Origin of the sequence: Bradyrhizobium sp. ARR65, assembly GCF_000472385.1 — a bacterium.
Lineage (GTDB): Bacteria > Pseudomonadota > Alphaproteobacteria > Rhizobiales > Xanthobacteraceae > Bradyrhizobium.
Map to the genome: position 1 here is coordinate 72,462 of NZ_AWZU01000022.1, position 14,222 is coordinate 86,683.

The window sequence follows — 14,222 nt, forward strand, 5'->3', positions numbered from 1 at the left end:
ATCTGCATCAATCTTGACTATTCCATGCAAATGCATGTAGTCATCGTCCCGGCACTCCAAAGGTTTTAACAGGAGGAAACCCGCCATGAAGCTCTACTACTCACCCGGTGCCTGCTCGCTTTCGCCCCATATCGCACTCCTGGAAGCAGGTCTGCCTTACGATCTGGTGAAGGTCGACATCCGCGCCAAGAAGCTGGAAAACGGCGACGATTATTTGAAGATCAACCCCAAGGGCCAGGTCCCTGCCCTGGCGCTCTCCTCCGGCGAGATTGTGACCGAAGGGCCGGTCATCGTGCAGATGATCGCCGATCAGGCCAAGGACAAGAACCTGGCGCCCGCCCGCGGTACCGCCGAGCGCTATAAGCTGCAGGAATGGCTGAATTTCATTACGACAGAGCTGCACAAGAATTTCAGCCCGCTGTTCTCACCGGTCTTGCCCGACGATACCAAGGCCTTCTTCAAGGACCGGCTGATGACCAAGTTCAAATATATCGAGAGCCAGCTCGCCGGTCGCGACTACCTGATGGGCAAAGAGTTCACCGTCGCCGACGGCTATCTGTTCGTGATGCTGGCCTGGGCCGAGCGGCTGAACGTCGATCTCTCGGGCCTGCCGAACCTGATGGCCTATAAGGCGCGCCTCGCCGCTCGCCCGAAGGTGCAGGAGGCATTGACGAAGGAAGGGCTCTCCAAGGCGGCATGAGAAGTTCCGCGGGAAACAACAAAGGCCGGACCAGCGTCCGGCCTTTTCTTTTGGGGCAGGATGCCTCCCCAAGGTCGTCCTGGCGAAAGCCAGGATCCATAACCACAGGCAGGAGTCGTTGCGCGTGGATGGCCGGGACAAGCCCGGCCATGACGTCCCGGCTTTGCGATGTCCCAACTCACCACTGCCTCGGTTTGTGTGTCCTGGCCTTTCGCCAGGACGACACCGGGCTATGCCGCCTGCTTCTTCGGCGGGAAACGGCCATAAAAAGTTTCGCCCTTCGCCGCCATCTCCTCGAGAAGCTTCGGCGGGGTGAAGCGCGGGCCGTATTTGGCAGCGAACCTGTGGCAGAGCTCGACGAATTTTTTGGTACCCATGAAATCGATATAGGACAGCGTGCCGCCGGTGAACGGGGCAAAGCCGAAGCCGAGGATCGATCCGACGTCGGCTTCGCGCGGATCGACGATCACGTGATCCTCGACCGTGCGCGCGGCCTCCACCGCCTGCACCACCAAGAAGCGCTGCTTCAGTTCCTCGACATCGAGCGCGTCGGGGTCGAGACGCTTCGGCTGCAACTCTGAAAGCCCGGGCCAGAGGCTCTTCTGGCCCTTGCCCTTTTCAGGATAATCGTAAAAGCCCTTGCCGTTCTTGCGTCCCAGGCGGCCCTGCTTCTCCACCAGCTCGACCATCAGTTTCTTGTGCGCCTGGTCGATGGCATTGGGACCGAGATCGGCCTCCGTGGCCTTCATGATCTTGAGACCGAGATCGAGCGCGACTTCATCCGACAGCGACAGGGGACCGACCGGCATGCCCGCCATCTTGGCGCAATTCTCGATCATCGCCGGCGGCACACCCTCGAGGAACATCTCGTTTCCTTCCGAAATGTAGCGCAGCACGCAGCGGTTGGCGAAGAAGCCGCGGGAGTCGTTGACGACAATCGGCGTCTTGCCGATCTGCCTGACATAGTCGAGCGCGGTCGCGAGCGCGAGATCGCCGGTGTTCTTGCCGAGGATGATCTCCACCAGCATCATCTTCTCGACCGGCGAGAAGAAATGGATGCCGATGAACTTGCCCTGCTCCTTGAACTCCTCGGCGAGCGAATTGATCGGCAAGGTCGAGGTGTTGGAGGCGAAGATCGCGCCCTGCTTCAACAGCGGCTGCGCCTTGGCATAGGTGTCCGACTTGACCTTGCGGTCCTCGAACACCGCCTCGATGACGAGGTCGCAATCTTTGATCGCCGCATAATCCGCCGTTGCGGTGATACGCGAGAGCGTCGCATCGCGATCGCTTTCCTTGGCGCGGCCCTTCTTGATGAGATCATCGAGCACGCTCCTTGCGTGCGCCTTGCCCTTGTCGGCGCTCTCCTGGTCGCGGTCGATCAGCACGACCTCGATGCCGGCGCGCGCCGAGACGTAGCCGACACTCGCGCCCATGAAGCCGGCGCCGATGACGGCGAGCTTTTTCACTTTCGTCGGCGGCACGTCTTGCGGACGTCGCGCACCCTTGTTCAGTTCCTGCATCGACAGGAACAGGCTGCGGATCATGGCCTGCGCTTCCTTGGAGCGCAGGATGTTCACGAAATAGCGCGACTCCACCCGCAGCGCGGCGTCCATCGGTAGCTGCAGGCCCTCATAGACGCAGCTCATCACCGCGCGGGCGGCGGGATAGTTGTCGTAGGTCTCGCGGCGGTAGATGGCGTTGCCGGCCGGGAACATCATCATGCCCATCTTCGAAAACACGGGGCCGCCGGGCAGCTTGAACCCCTTCTCGTCCCAGGGCGCGACCGCCTTGCCGCCGCCCTTGATCCAGTCCTTCGCCGCCTTGATGAGATCACCCGGCGGCACGATGGCATCGACCAGCCTCAAGGCCTTGGCGCGCGCAAGATCCATGGCCTCACCCTTGAGCAGGATCGTCATCGCGTCTTGCGGCGAGACGATGCGCGGCACGCGCTGGGTGCCGCCGGCGCCGGGGAACAGGCCGACCTTGATCTCCGGCAGGCCGAGCCGTGTCCTCGGGTTCTCGGCCGCGACCCGATAGTGGCAGGCAAGCGTCAGCTCGAAGCCGCCGCCGAGCGCGAGGCCGTTGATTGCGGCGACCCACGGCTTGCCCGAAGTTTCGATTGAGCGGAACACCAGCGAGAAGCGGCGACTCTGATCGAACAGGACTTGGTTGGCCGCGACCTCGCCCTTCTCTTTCAGCACTTGCGCGTAAGCCCGGCTCATGCCTTCCAGCATCGAGAGATCGGCCCCGGCGGAGAGCGCCTCCTTGCCGGAGGTGATGACGACGCCCTTCACGGCAGCGTCGGCGGAGGTCTCTTTCACGATCTGCTCGAGCTCGCCCACCGTGGTCTCGTCGAGCACGTTCATCGACCGTCCCGGGATGTCCCAGGTGACCAGCGCAATGCCGTCGGCATCGGTTTCGACTTTGAAATTCTTGAAGGCCATGTGTTGCTCCCTCGGTGCCGGCGGCCAGGAACGGCGCGGCGGTTTGATCGGTGATCTCGTGGGGTGGGTTAGCCGAAGGTGTAACCCACCATGTCACGCGAAAGAAGTGGTGGGTTACGCTTCCGCATTCGCTCTTTGAGCTACGGCGGACAAGTCGCTAACCCGCCCTACGGCAGTTAGACTCGCTCGATGATCGTGGCGGTACCCATGCCGCCGCCGATGCAGAGCGTTACCAGCGCAGTGGCCTTGTTGGCGCGCTCGAGCTCGTCAAGCGCGGTGCCCAGAATCATCGCGCCGGTGGCCCCCAACGGATGGCCGAGTGCGATCGCGCCGCCATTGACGTTGATCTTGTCATTGTCGATCTCGAACGCCTGGATGTAGCGCAGCACCACCGAAGCGAAGGCCTCGTTGAGTTCGAACAGATCGATGTCCGACTTCTTCATGCCGGAGCGTTCGAACAGCTTGTTGGTGACGTCGACCGGACCGGTCAGCATCATCGCGGGCTCCGAGCCGATATTGGCGAAGGCGCGGATCTTTGCGCGCGCTTTCAAACCGTATTTCGCGCCCGCTTCCTTGCTGCCGAGCAGCACGGCGCCTGCACCGTCGACGATCCCTGACGAGTTGCCGGCATGGTGCACATAGTTGATGCGCTCGACCTCCGGGTGCGACTGGATCGCGACCGCATCAAAACCGCCCATCTGTCCGACTTCCACGAACGAAGGCTTGAGTTGCGCCAGCGACTGCATGGTCGTACCGGGCCGCATATGCTCGTCCTTGGCCAGGATGGTCAGCCCATTGATGTCCTTCACCGGCACCACGGACTTGCTGAAGCGACCTTCGTCCCAGGCCTTGGCTGCGCGTTGCTGGCTCTGCACCGCATAGGCATCGACATCATCGCGCGAGAAGCCGTACTTTGTGGCGATCAGATCTGCGGAGACGCCCTGCGGCATAAAATAAGCGGGCACGGCGATGGAAGGGTCCATCGGCCAGGCGCCACCGGAGGCGCCGATGCCGACGCGGCTCATGGATTCGGCGCCGCCGCCGATCACAAGCTCGTGCTGGCCGCTCATGATCTGGGCCGCGGCGAAGTTCACTGCATCCAGGCCCGAAGCGCAGAAGCGGCTGATCTGCACGCCCGGCACCGCCTCGCCCAGGCCCGCCTTCAACGCGGCAAAGCGCGCGATGTCCGAACCGGCTTCGCCGACCGGATCGACCACGCCGAGGACGACGTCATCGACCGCGTCTTCGGGCAGATTGTTGCGCTCCTTCAGCGCCTCCAGCGGCACGGTGGCGAGCCGCAGCGCGGTGACCTCGTGCAGCGCGCCATCCGGCTTGCCGCGGCCGCGCGGGGTGCGAACGTGATCGTAGATATAGGCCTCAGGCATGACGCTCTCCCGAAATGATGTTCATCATATAATAGCGGATTGAGCCAAGCGGCGAAAGATGACCTTCCATCAGAACGCTTCCGCCGGCAGTTCCATGACCGTCGTACAGCCGCTTTCGATGCGCGCGAGGTGGGTTGCGGTTTCCGGCAGCATCCGCTCCATGAAGAAGCGGCCGGTCACCAGCTTGGTCGAGAGATAGGGCGTGGAGCCGGAGGCGGCAATCTTGTCCAGCGCCACCTTCGCCATCCGCGCCCACATGTAGCCGAGCGTTACGAGGCCGAACAGATGCAGGTAATCGGTGGCGGCGGCACCCGCATTGTCCGGCTTCATCAGCGCATTCTGCATCAGCCAGGTGGTGGCCTGCTGCAGATGGGTAAGCGCGGTGCTCAGCGGCGCGACGTAGGACTTCATGCTCTCATCCGCACTGTGCTCTCTGGCAAAGGCGCCGACCTCCGCAAAGAACGCCATCACCGCGCGGCCGCCGTCGCGTGGCAGCTTGCGGCCGATCAGATCGAGCGCCTGGATGCCGTTGGCGCCCTCATAGATCATGGCAATGCGTGCATCGCGCACGAACTGCTCCATGCCCTGCTCGGCGATATAGCCATGGCCGCCATACATCTGCTGCGCCATCACGGTGTTGGCGAAGCCGGTATCGGTGAGAAAGCCTTTCAGCACCGGCGTCATCAGGCCCATGTGATCGTCGGCCGCCTGGCGATCCCCAGCGTCCTCCGAGCGATGCGCAACGTCGCTCTTGAGCGCGGTCCACACCACCATGGCGCGCGCCGCCTCGTTGAAGGCGCGGATGGTGAGCAGCGTACGGCGGACGTCCGGATGCACGATGATCGGATCGGCCGGCTTGTCGGGTGCCTTCGCGCCCGTCAGCGCGCGGCCCTGCAACCGCTCGCGGGCATAGGCCACCGCGTTCTGGTAGGCGACTTCGGACTGCGCCAGCCCCTGCACGCCGACGCCGAGCCGGGCCTCATTCATCATCACGAACATGGCCTGCATGCCCTTGTTCTCCGCCCCGACCAGCCAGCCGGTGGCGTTGTCGTAATTCATCACGCAGGTGGAATTGCCATGGATGCCCATCTTGTGCTCGATCGAGCCGCAGACAACGCCGTTGCGCGCGCCGAGCGATCCGTCGGCATTGACCAGGAACTTCGGCACCACGAACAGCGAGATCCCCTTGATGCCGGCGGGCGCGCCCTCGATGCGAGCGAGCACGAGATGGATGATGTTCTCGGTCAGGTCGTGTTCGCCGGCCGAGATGAAGATCTTTGTGCCGGTGATCTTGTAGCTGCCATCCGCTTGCGGCACCGCCTTGGTGCGCAACATGCCAAGATCGGTGCCACAATGCGGCTCGGTCAGGTTCATGGTGCCGGTCCACTGCCCAGCGATCATCTTCGGCACATAGGTCTGCTTCTGCTCGGGCGAACCGTGCACCAGGAGCGCGGCGGTCGCGCCCATGGTCAGGCCGCCATACATGGAGAAGGCCATGTTGGCGGAGATCTGGAATTCGTTGACGGCCTGGGAGAGCGTCACTGGCAGGCCTTGTCCGCCATATTCGGGCGGCGCGGAAAGTCCGAGCCAGCCGCCTTCGGCGACCTGCTTATAGGCATCCTTGAATCCCTTCGGCGTGGTGACGCTGCCGTCGTCATGGCGTTTGCAGCCTTCGAGATCGCCGACACGGTTCAGCGGCTGCAGCACCTCCTCCGAGAGCTTGGCGGCCTCGGAGAGGATCGCCTCGCGCACGTCGGCGGAGGCATCGGAGAAGCCGGGCAGATTGTCGTAGCGGTCGATCTGGAAGACATCGTTGAGCAGAAAGCTCACGTCTTCCACGGGGGCTTTGTAGATGGGCATTTCTTGATCTCCCGGCAGGCCTCTCGGCCCTGTGTTTAAGGACTATCTCGCGGCGCGGCGCTCGCTCATTGTGCCCATTGGACCTTAACCTGTCGCGAAGGAGCAAGATACAGGATCAAGACACGGCTTTGCGACCACGCGGGTCAAATCGTCTCGCGGCTTGTCGTCTCACGGTTTGGCCAATTGCTCCCCCATGAGCTGGTGGAGCAGGTTGATGGCCTTGAGCGGTCGCGCCATCACCTTGAAATGGATGATCCGGCCATCATCGGCGAAGCTGATGATGTCGACGCCATCAATCTTGATGCCGTCGATATCAGTCTCGAATTCAAGCACCACCCCGCTCGCGTTGCGCCATTCGCCGACGTAAGCGAAGCTGGGGCCGCCCAGTACCTGCATTGCGCTCGATAGATATTTGAAGGTGATGTCGCGCCCGCGCTGTGGCGTGTGGACGACGGGGCTTTCGAACACCACGTCCGGATGAAGCAAATCCCACAACGCCGCGCGATCATGCGACTTGGTGAAGGCGTACCACTTCTCGAGCGCGGTCATCGTCACTGGACGTCTCCTGAGCTTCGCAAGGTTGCGCTGGCGGTACAAAATGCGGACCGTGGAGGCGCACCAGCTTGGCGCTGCCCTCGCGGGTCTATCGTATGCACATTGACGCATATGCAACTCTATGCATAAAGTCAATACGGCTGAGGATGGCTGGAAAATGAAGGAAGGCTCTGGTGGCGCTCGGCGATGCAATCCTAGTCTGCCTGACGGAACGTCCGATGACGGGCTACGAGCTCGCCAAGACCTTCGATTCCTCGATCGGGTTCTTCTGGAAGGCCGACCACCAGCAGATCTATCGCGAGCTGACGCGCTTGCGCGAACGCGGCCACGTTCAGGCTCGCGAAGTCGTGCAGTCGGGCAAGCCCAACAAGCTGGTCTACACCCTGACCACGGAGGGGCGGGCTGCGCTGCGGCACTGGGCGGCGCGCCCCTCGAGCCCGCCGTCGATCAAGGATGACATGCTGGTGCGGCTTTGCGCGCTCGATGCCGTCGACATGGAGCCGATGCGCGCCGACCTGATGGCGCGGCTGGAGCATCACCGCGATCGCCTCTCCCGCTACGAGCGCGTGCTGAAGAAACGCTTTCCCAACGGTGCGGAGTCGCTTGACGACACCGGCAAGCTGCTCGCGCTCCATTTGGGCCTGCGCCATGAACGGGCGGTGGTGGAATGGTGCGAAGAGGCGCTGCAAACGCTGCAGCCTTCCGGGGCCGGTAATGTCACGCCGATCGGCGAGGTCCAGCGCGAGGGCAAGGGCTAGGGGGAACCGTCAATCACCTTGTAGAGCCGGACGAGCGCCTTCAAGCAAGACCCGTCATTGCAATGACGATGGGGGTTGAGCACCGTGCCCCAATTCGCTCTCGGCCCGCCAGAACGCAAATTGGCCTGCAACATCTAAGTTTTGCGCGATAGGCGCATTCCTTAACCCGTTATTTACCGTAACGGGAAAAAGTGGGCTGCTGAGGCAGACGACCCGCGCGGAATTCGATTGTCTTTCTTCTGGGACGCGTGGGGAGGCTGGAGGCGCCGGGTGGGAGCGCCGGAGTCGAAACCGGACGGTAGCATGAATTCGCGCGTGTGGAGTGTTGACGGCATCGATCCATCCGTCCGCGAGAGGGCCGAAGCCGCGGCGCGGCGTGCCGGCATCACGCTCAACGAGTGGCTCAGTTCGACCCTTGGCGAGACCACCGCGCCGAATTTCCGTAGCGCGCCCGAGCCACGGCCACAGTTGAACCGGGACGTCGCCGACATCCATCAAAGGCTCGATTCCATCACCCGGCAGATCGAGCAGATTTCGCAGGCTCCGCGCCGCAGCGATCCAGCGCGCGAACCAGGCGGCGTCGCCCGCCAGCTCAATGACGCCATCTCGCGGCTGGATGCGCGGCTCGCGCAGATTTCCGGCACGCAGGCCCCAAGGCACGGTCGCGAGGACCGCGAGCGCCAGACCGAAGCCGTCGAGCGTGCCGCAGCGCAGGTCTATCGCAACTCCCCGCCGCTCTCGCCCTCCTCTTTCGATTCAGCGATCGCGGAAATCGCCGCGCGCCAGAGCGAGCTCGATGCACCGCCGCCTGCAGCACGCGTCAAGCCGGCGCAGCAGGCACCGCTCCCGCCGCAAGCACCGGCACCGCAAGCGCCTGCGCCAAGCGGGCCGGATTTTTCGTCGCTCGAGCGGCACCTGATCCAGATCACGAGCCAGATCGAAGCGCTGCAGCGTCCAAGCGGAATCGAACAATCGATCGCCGCCTTCCGCAGCGAGCTTGCGGAGATCCGCAACGCCATTCTGGAAGCGATGCCGCGCCGCGCGATCGACAAGCTGGAAGGCGAGATCCGCTCGCTGTCCCGCCGCATTGACGACAACCGCCAAAGCACGGCCGACACAAACGCGCTTAACAATATCGAGCGCGCGCTCGCCGAAATCCGCGAGGTCGTGCGCTCGCTGATGCCGGCCGAGCAGCTCCGCGGCTACGACGAGGCGATCCACAATCTCGGCGCCAAGCTCGATACGATCCTGCGCGCCAATGACGATCCGACCACGGTGCAGCAGCTCGAAAGCGCGATCGCGGCGCTGCGCGGCATCGTCTCCAACGTCGCCTCCACCGACGCGCTGGCGCGGCTTGCCGAGGACGTGCGGCTATTGTCCGTCAAGGTCGACCAGATCACCCGCGGCGCCAACTACGGCGATTCCTTTGCCGCGCTCGAGCAGCGCATCGCCGCGCTCACCTCCGCGCTGGAGAGCCGCGAGCGCGAGCGGCCCGCCTTCGATGATCGCTCCGCGCAGCTGGAAGATGCGCTGCGCGCGCTGTCCGACCGCATCGACCGCCTGCAGGTCGGCACCGACAGCGCCGCCACTTTCGCCCACCTCGAACAGCGCGTGTCGTATCTGCTGGAGCGCATCGAGGCGTCCAGCGATCAACGCGGCGGCGCCAATCTGTCGCGCGTCGAGGATGCGCTGCAGGACATACTGGGCCATCTCGAACGCCAGCATGCAGCCTTCGTGCGGCTGGCCGACAGCACGCAACGCACCGCCGAGCCGCAGGACTCCGGGCTCGCGGACATCGTGAAGCGCGAACTGTTCGATATCCGCTTCAACCAGAACGAAACCAGCCGTCACACCCAGGACTCGCTGGACGCCGTGCACAACGCGCTCGGCCATGTGGTCGACCGTCTCACCACGATCGAAAGCGATCTGCGCATCGCGCGCAGCGCGCCGCCGCCGGTTGCACCGTCTGTCGCTCCGCCGATCGCGCCCGAGGCGCCGCCGACGCGCGCGGCCATGCCGCCGCAGCCAAAGCCCGAATTGCCCAATCCCGCCGCGGCGCAGGCCGCCTTCGTTGCCGCGCCGCGCGATTTTCACGCCGCAACGCCCGATGTGCCGTCGCCGCCGCCTGCCGCCGTCCCACCGGCGACGCCGCTTGCGATCAGTGAGATCCTGCTGCCGCACACCCAGGCGCCGGCCCGCGTGCCGATTGCGCCGGACCTGCCGCCCGACCATCCGCTTGAACCTGGCACCCGGCCGAGCGGCCGCGCCGCCTCGCCCTCCGAGCGCATTGCCGCATCCGAGAATGCGATCAGCGAGATTCCGGCGCCGCCAAAACAGCCCGTGTCATCGTCGAGCTTTATCGCGGCCGCGCGTCGCGCCGCCCAAGCCGCCGCGGCGGCGCAGGCCGCTCCCGAGAAGGGGCGGTCGAACGGCAAGGCCGCCAAGCCCGCAAACGGCGATGCCGTGAAGAAAGAACCCTCGAGCATCACCTCGAAGATCCGCTCGCTGCTGGTGGCCGCGAGCGTCGTGGTGATCGTGCTCGGCACTTTCAGGATGGGCATGACGCTGCTCGACGGCGGCAGCGTGCTGCAGTCGCAATTGCCTGCCAGCGAGAGCGCAAGCGAGCAGGCGGCGCCTGCACAGATCCCTGCGGAGAACGCCGCCAAGCCGGCCGCGTCCGCGCCGGAGCAGGTCACCCCGCAAATGACATCGCCGACGCCGATCGGCCGGCAGTCCTTCAACACTACTGCGCCGCCCGCAAGCGGGCCCGCCGCGTCGGTCGAGATTCCGCGAGGTCCGGCCGCCAGCGCCGCATCGGCGCCGGACTCCGATGTCACCGGGAGCATTCCTACGGCGCAGCCCCCGGCAACAGGCCGCAAGCTTGGCATGATCGCGATCCCGCCGAGCGAGCAGCTGCCGGATACGATCGGCGGCCCCGTGCTGCGGCAAGCCGCGCTCAAGGGCGATCCGACCGCGGCCTACGAGGTGGCCGTGCGGTTCGCCGAGGGCAAAGGCGTCGCCTCGAACTACCAGGAGGCCGCCAAATGGTACGATCGGGCCGCGCAGGCCGGTCTCATTCCAGCGGTTTTCAGGCTCGGCACGCTCTACGAAAAAGGGCTCGGCGTGACCAAGGACGCCGACATCGCGCGGCGCTATTACGTGCAGGCCGCCGAGCGCGGCAACGCCAAGGCGATGCATAACCTCTCAGTGCTGGACGCCGACGGCGGCGGCAAAGGCCCCAATTACAAGAGCGCGGCGCAATGGTTCCGCAAGGCGGCCGAGCACGGCGTGGCCGACAGCCAGTTCAACCTCGGCATTCTCTATGCCCGCGGCATTGGCGTCGACCAGAACCTTGCGGAATCCTTCAAGTGGTTCAGCCTGGCGGCGGCGCAGGGCGACGCCGACGCCGGCCACAAGCGCGATGACGTCGCCAAGCGGCTGGATGCACAGTCGCTCGCGGCCGCCAAACTCGCGGTCCAGACGTTTGTCGCCGAGCCGCAGCCGGACGATGCGGTGAATGTGCCGACCCCGCCGGGCGGCTGGGATGCCGCGCCGGCTCCTGCCGCCGCGAAGTCCACCGCAACCGCCAAGCCGGCCGTGATCAAGCGCGCCTCGCGCTAATTCTATCCGTTCCGCCTGCGCCGGAAAAACGCCGCGGCCGGAGGATTCTCCTGTCCCGCTTGGAAGCGATTTCGGCTATGCAAGAGTGCGGCCTCAAGATGCACCGCCCGCCTCCTTGCGCGCGGGGATTGCGGACCTTGGGGCCGGCGAAGCCCGATCAGGAATCAGTGCCGCAAGCGGCGGAAGGCTCGCCTTGCGGCGCAGTCACCAGGCGACCGCGCGATGCAGCTTTACCTGCCGATTGCCGACATCCCGGTCAACGTCTTCCTCATCCTGGCGATGGGTGCGGCGGTCGGCTTCGTCTCGGGCATGTTCGGCATCGGCGGCGGCTTCCTGATGACGCCGCTGCTCATCTTCATCGGCATCACGCCGGCGGTGGCTGTCGCTTCCGTCGCCAGCCACATCGCCGCATCGTCCTTTTCCGGCGCGATCGCCTATTGGCGCCGCCGCGCCATCGATCCCATGCTGGCGGCCGTGCTGCTCGTCGGCGGCAGCATCGGTACGACACTCGGCGTCCTCACTTTCACTTACCTGCGCTCGCTCGGCCAGCTCGACCTCACCATCGCGCTGTCCTACGTCGCGCTGCTCACCACCGTCGGCGCCTTGATGTTCTGGGAAGGCATGCGCGCGATCATGCGCGTGCGCCGCGGCGTGATCGCGCCACGCCGCAGTCACAATTGGGTCCACGCGCTGCCGCTGAAGCTGCGCTTCAAGCGCTCCAAGATCTATCTGTCGGCGATTCCCGTCGTCGTGATCGGAATCATCATCGGCTTCCTCGGCGCGGTGATGGGGATCGGCGGCGGCTTCATCCTGGTGCCGATCATGATCTATCTGTTGCGGGTGCCGACCACGACCGTGATCGGCACCTCGATGGTGCTCACGCTCGTCACCATGCTGTTTGCGACCATGCTGCACGCGATGACCAATCATCTGGTCGATGCGGTGCTGGCGCTGATCCTCATGGTCGGCGGCGTCACCGGCGCGCAATTCGGCGCGCGCGCGGGGCAGAAAATCCGCAGCGAGCAACTGCGCCTCTTGCTCGGACTGCTGATCCTCGCGGTCGGCATCCGCTTTGCGGTGGAGCTCGTGATCCGGCCCGGCGAGCTCTACACCATCAGGGAAATCGGGGTGACGGAATGAGCGCGCGCCGTCTCATTGCAGTTGGCGCGATTTGCACGGCGATGTTCGCCCCGGCGCAGGCGCGCGCCGAGCGGCTGATTGTCTCGGTCTCCAACCATCGCGTCACCGTGACGCCGAACTATTCCGGCGAAGAGCTCGTGCTGTTCGGCGCGGTGGAAAAGGATGCCGCGACACCCGCAGGCCCTATCAATTACGACCTGGTGGTGACCGTCAGCGGTCCGCGCGCCGACATGATGACGCGCCGCAAGGAGCGGCGCTTCGGCATCTGGATGAACACCGACTATCGTCAATTCGTCAAAGTGCCGGCCTATCTCGCGCTGTTCGCCAACCGCCCGTTCGACGACATCGCCTCAACGGACGTGCAGCGGCGCCAGCAGCTCGGGCTCACCAACGTGCTGCTGACCCAACGCATCGGCCCCGACTTTGCCGACGTGGTGCCGAACGATCCGTTCCGCCGCGCCTTCGTGCGGCTGCAGCGCCAGCGCGGGCTTTATCGCGAGGATACATCCGCGGTCACCTTCATTACACCGACCTTGTTCCGCACCGGCATTCCGCTGCCTGCGCAGGTGCCGATCGGGACCTACGACGTCGAAATAAAACTGTTCTCCGACGGCGCGCTGGTGACGCATACCGAGACGGCGTTCGAGATCGTCAAGGTCGGCTTCGAACAGTTCGTCGCCACCAGCGCGCGGCAGAACGGTTTCATCTACGGCCTGGTCACCGCGGCAATGGCGCTGATGACGGGGTGGATCGCCTCGCTCGTGTTCGCGAAGGAGTGAGAGCCGCAAAAACCAAGCAATCGCCGTCGCCCTGAGGAGGCCGCAACGCGGCCGTCTCGAAGGGCGACGACCCCGATGCAGCAGCGGTGGCCGTTCATCCTTGATGGCTCGTGGAGCCTGTCATCGGGCCGCGGTTGGCGCGGACCCGGTGGCTCGCGCCTCCAGCGACAAACGGCGAAGCCGTTTGCGCGGGGATGACGGGTTGAGAGCGAAGACTACTCCTCAATCACCGTCCTCACCCCCGGCTCCAGCAGCTTCAACCGCTTCCCAAAACCCAGTGCATCAAACGTCGCGCGCAAATCCGCGGCGCTTTGTCGGAAGTGGGCCCAGCCGTCGGTATGCACAGGCACGATCAGCGCGTCGGGAAAAGCGCGGGCGGTCTCGATCGTATCGTTGGTGTCCATGGTAAGATGGAACGGACCGCGGGTTTGCGCCGCGCCCGCAAACGGCAGCACCACCGAAGCATTGAAGCGCCGCGCCACTTCGGCCACGCCGTCGAACCAGACGGTATCGCCGCTGATATAGATCGGGCGGCCGCCCCGGCGGCTGACGACGAAGCCGATCACGTCGCCGGACAGCGGCTCGATCCCCGCGGGGCCGTGACGCGCCGGCGTCGCGGTCACCGTCAGCGACACGCCGTTCTTGGCGGTCAGTTCGGTGTTCGCCCACGGCGCCAGCCCCTCGGCGTGATTGCCGAGCCGTTTTGCTCCGGCTTCGGTGGTCAGCACGCGACGCGCCTTGGCCAGAAAATCCCTGCCGGAATGATCGAGATTGTCCGAATGCTGATCGTGACTGAGCAGCACGGCATCGACCTCGCCGATGGATTCGGCACTCAGCGCAGGGCCTGACAGCTTCTCCAGCTTCACATGCGGCAATTGATAGGCCCCGGGGCCATCGAAGGTGGGATCCGTCACGATCCGGAACCCGTCGATGTCGAGCAGCGCGGTCGGACCGCCGACCAGGGTAATGGACAAGCTCAT

10 protein-coding genes are annotated in these 14,222 nt (G+C 64.7%); 5 read left to right on the top strand and 5 right to left on the bottom strand.

Features of this window, described 5'->3' with window-relative positions; translation table 11 throughout:
• Positions 1–85: 85 nt before the first annotated feature.
• A complete protein-coding gene (gstA, locus tag F758_RS0123225) occupies positions 86–700 on the top strand; it encodes a glutathione transferase GstA (RefSeq protein ID WP_024510113.1) in 615 nt (204 codons plus the stop codon).
• Positions 701–930: 230 nt separating this feature from the next.
• Here the strand turns inward: gstA and F758_RS0123230 are convergent, their stop codons facing one another.
• The 4 genes from F758_RS0123230 to F758_RS0123245 form a co-directional block, all read right to left on the bottom strand.
• Entirely contained in the window at positions 931–3,144 is a 2,214-nt protein-coding gene (locus F758_RS0123230) for a 3-hydroxyacyl-CoA dehydrogenase NAD-binding domain-containing protein (protein ID WP_024510114.1), read from the bottom strand.
• Between the two features lie 176 nt (positions 3,145–3,320).
• Positions 3,321–4,529 carry an acetyl-CoA C-acetyltransferase gene (locus F758_RS0123235; RefSeq protein WP_024510115.1) on the bottom strand — a complete coding sequence of 403 codons (1,209 nt, stop codon included), beginning with the start codon at positions 4,527–4,529 and terminating at the stop codon, positions 3,321–3,323.
• Positions 4,530–4,598: 69 nt separating this feature from the next.
• Positions 4,599–6,389 (bottom strand): acyl-CoA dehydrogenase C-terminal domain-containing protein, encoded by a 1,791-nt coding sequence (locus tag F758_RS0123240; RefSeq protein ID WP_024510116.1) that lies wholly within the window; start codon positions 6,387–6,389, stop codon positions 4,599–4,601.
• A 168-nt stretch (positions 6,390–6,557) separates the two neighbouring features.
• Entirely contained in the window at positions 6,558–6,938 is a 381-nt protein-coding gene (locus tag F758_RS0123245) for a nuclear transport factor 2 family protein (RefSeq protein ID WP_035722830.1), read from the bottom strand.
• 179 nt (positions 6,939–7,117) lie between these two features.
• Between F758_RS0123245 and F758_RS0123250 the strand changes: the two genes are divergently transcribed.
• The 4 genes from F758_RS0123250 (at position 7,118) to F758_RS0123265 (ending at position 13,242) form a co-directional block, all read left to right on the top strand.
• Positions 7,118–7,702, top strand: a complete 585-nt coding sequence (locus tag F758_RS0123250; RefSeq protein ID WP_024510118.1) for a PadR family transcriptional regulator — start codon at positions 7,118–7,120, stop codon at positions 7,700–7,702.
• 303 nt (positions 7,703–8,005) lie between these two features.
• Positions 8,006–11,323: a tetratricopeptide repeat protein gene (locus F758_RS0123255; RefSeq protein WP_024510119.1), complete on the top strand. Its 3,318-nt coding sequence runs from the start codon at positions 8,006–8,008 to the stop codon at positions 11,321–11,323.
• Positions 11,324–11,545: 222 nt separating this feature from the next.
• The gene (locus tag F758_RS0123260) at positions 11,546–12,463 is read left to right on the top strand and encodes a sulfite exporter TauE/SafE family protein (protein WP_024510120.1); all 918 of its coding nucleotides are present in this window, start codon (positions 11,546–11,548) and stop codon (positions 12,461–12,463) included.
• Positions 12,460–13,242 carry a TIGR02186 family protein gene (locus F758_RS0123265; RefSeq protein WP_024510121.1) on the top strand — a complete coding sequence of 261 codons (783 nt, stop codon included), beginning with the start codon at positions 12,460–12,462 and terminating at the stop codon, positions 13,240–13,242. Before F758_RS0123260 ends, F758_RS0123265 begins: the two co-directional genes overlap by 4 nt.
• Before the next feature lie 215 nt (positions 13,243–13,457).
• Here the strand turns inward: F758_RS0123265 and F758_RS0123270 are convergent, their stop codons facing one another.
• On the bottom strand, positions 13,458–14,222 hold the full coding sequence (locus tag F758_RS0123270; protein WP_024510122.1) for an MBL fold metallo-hydrolase: 765 nt from the start codon (positions 14,220–14,222) through the stop codon (positions 13,458–13,460).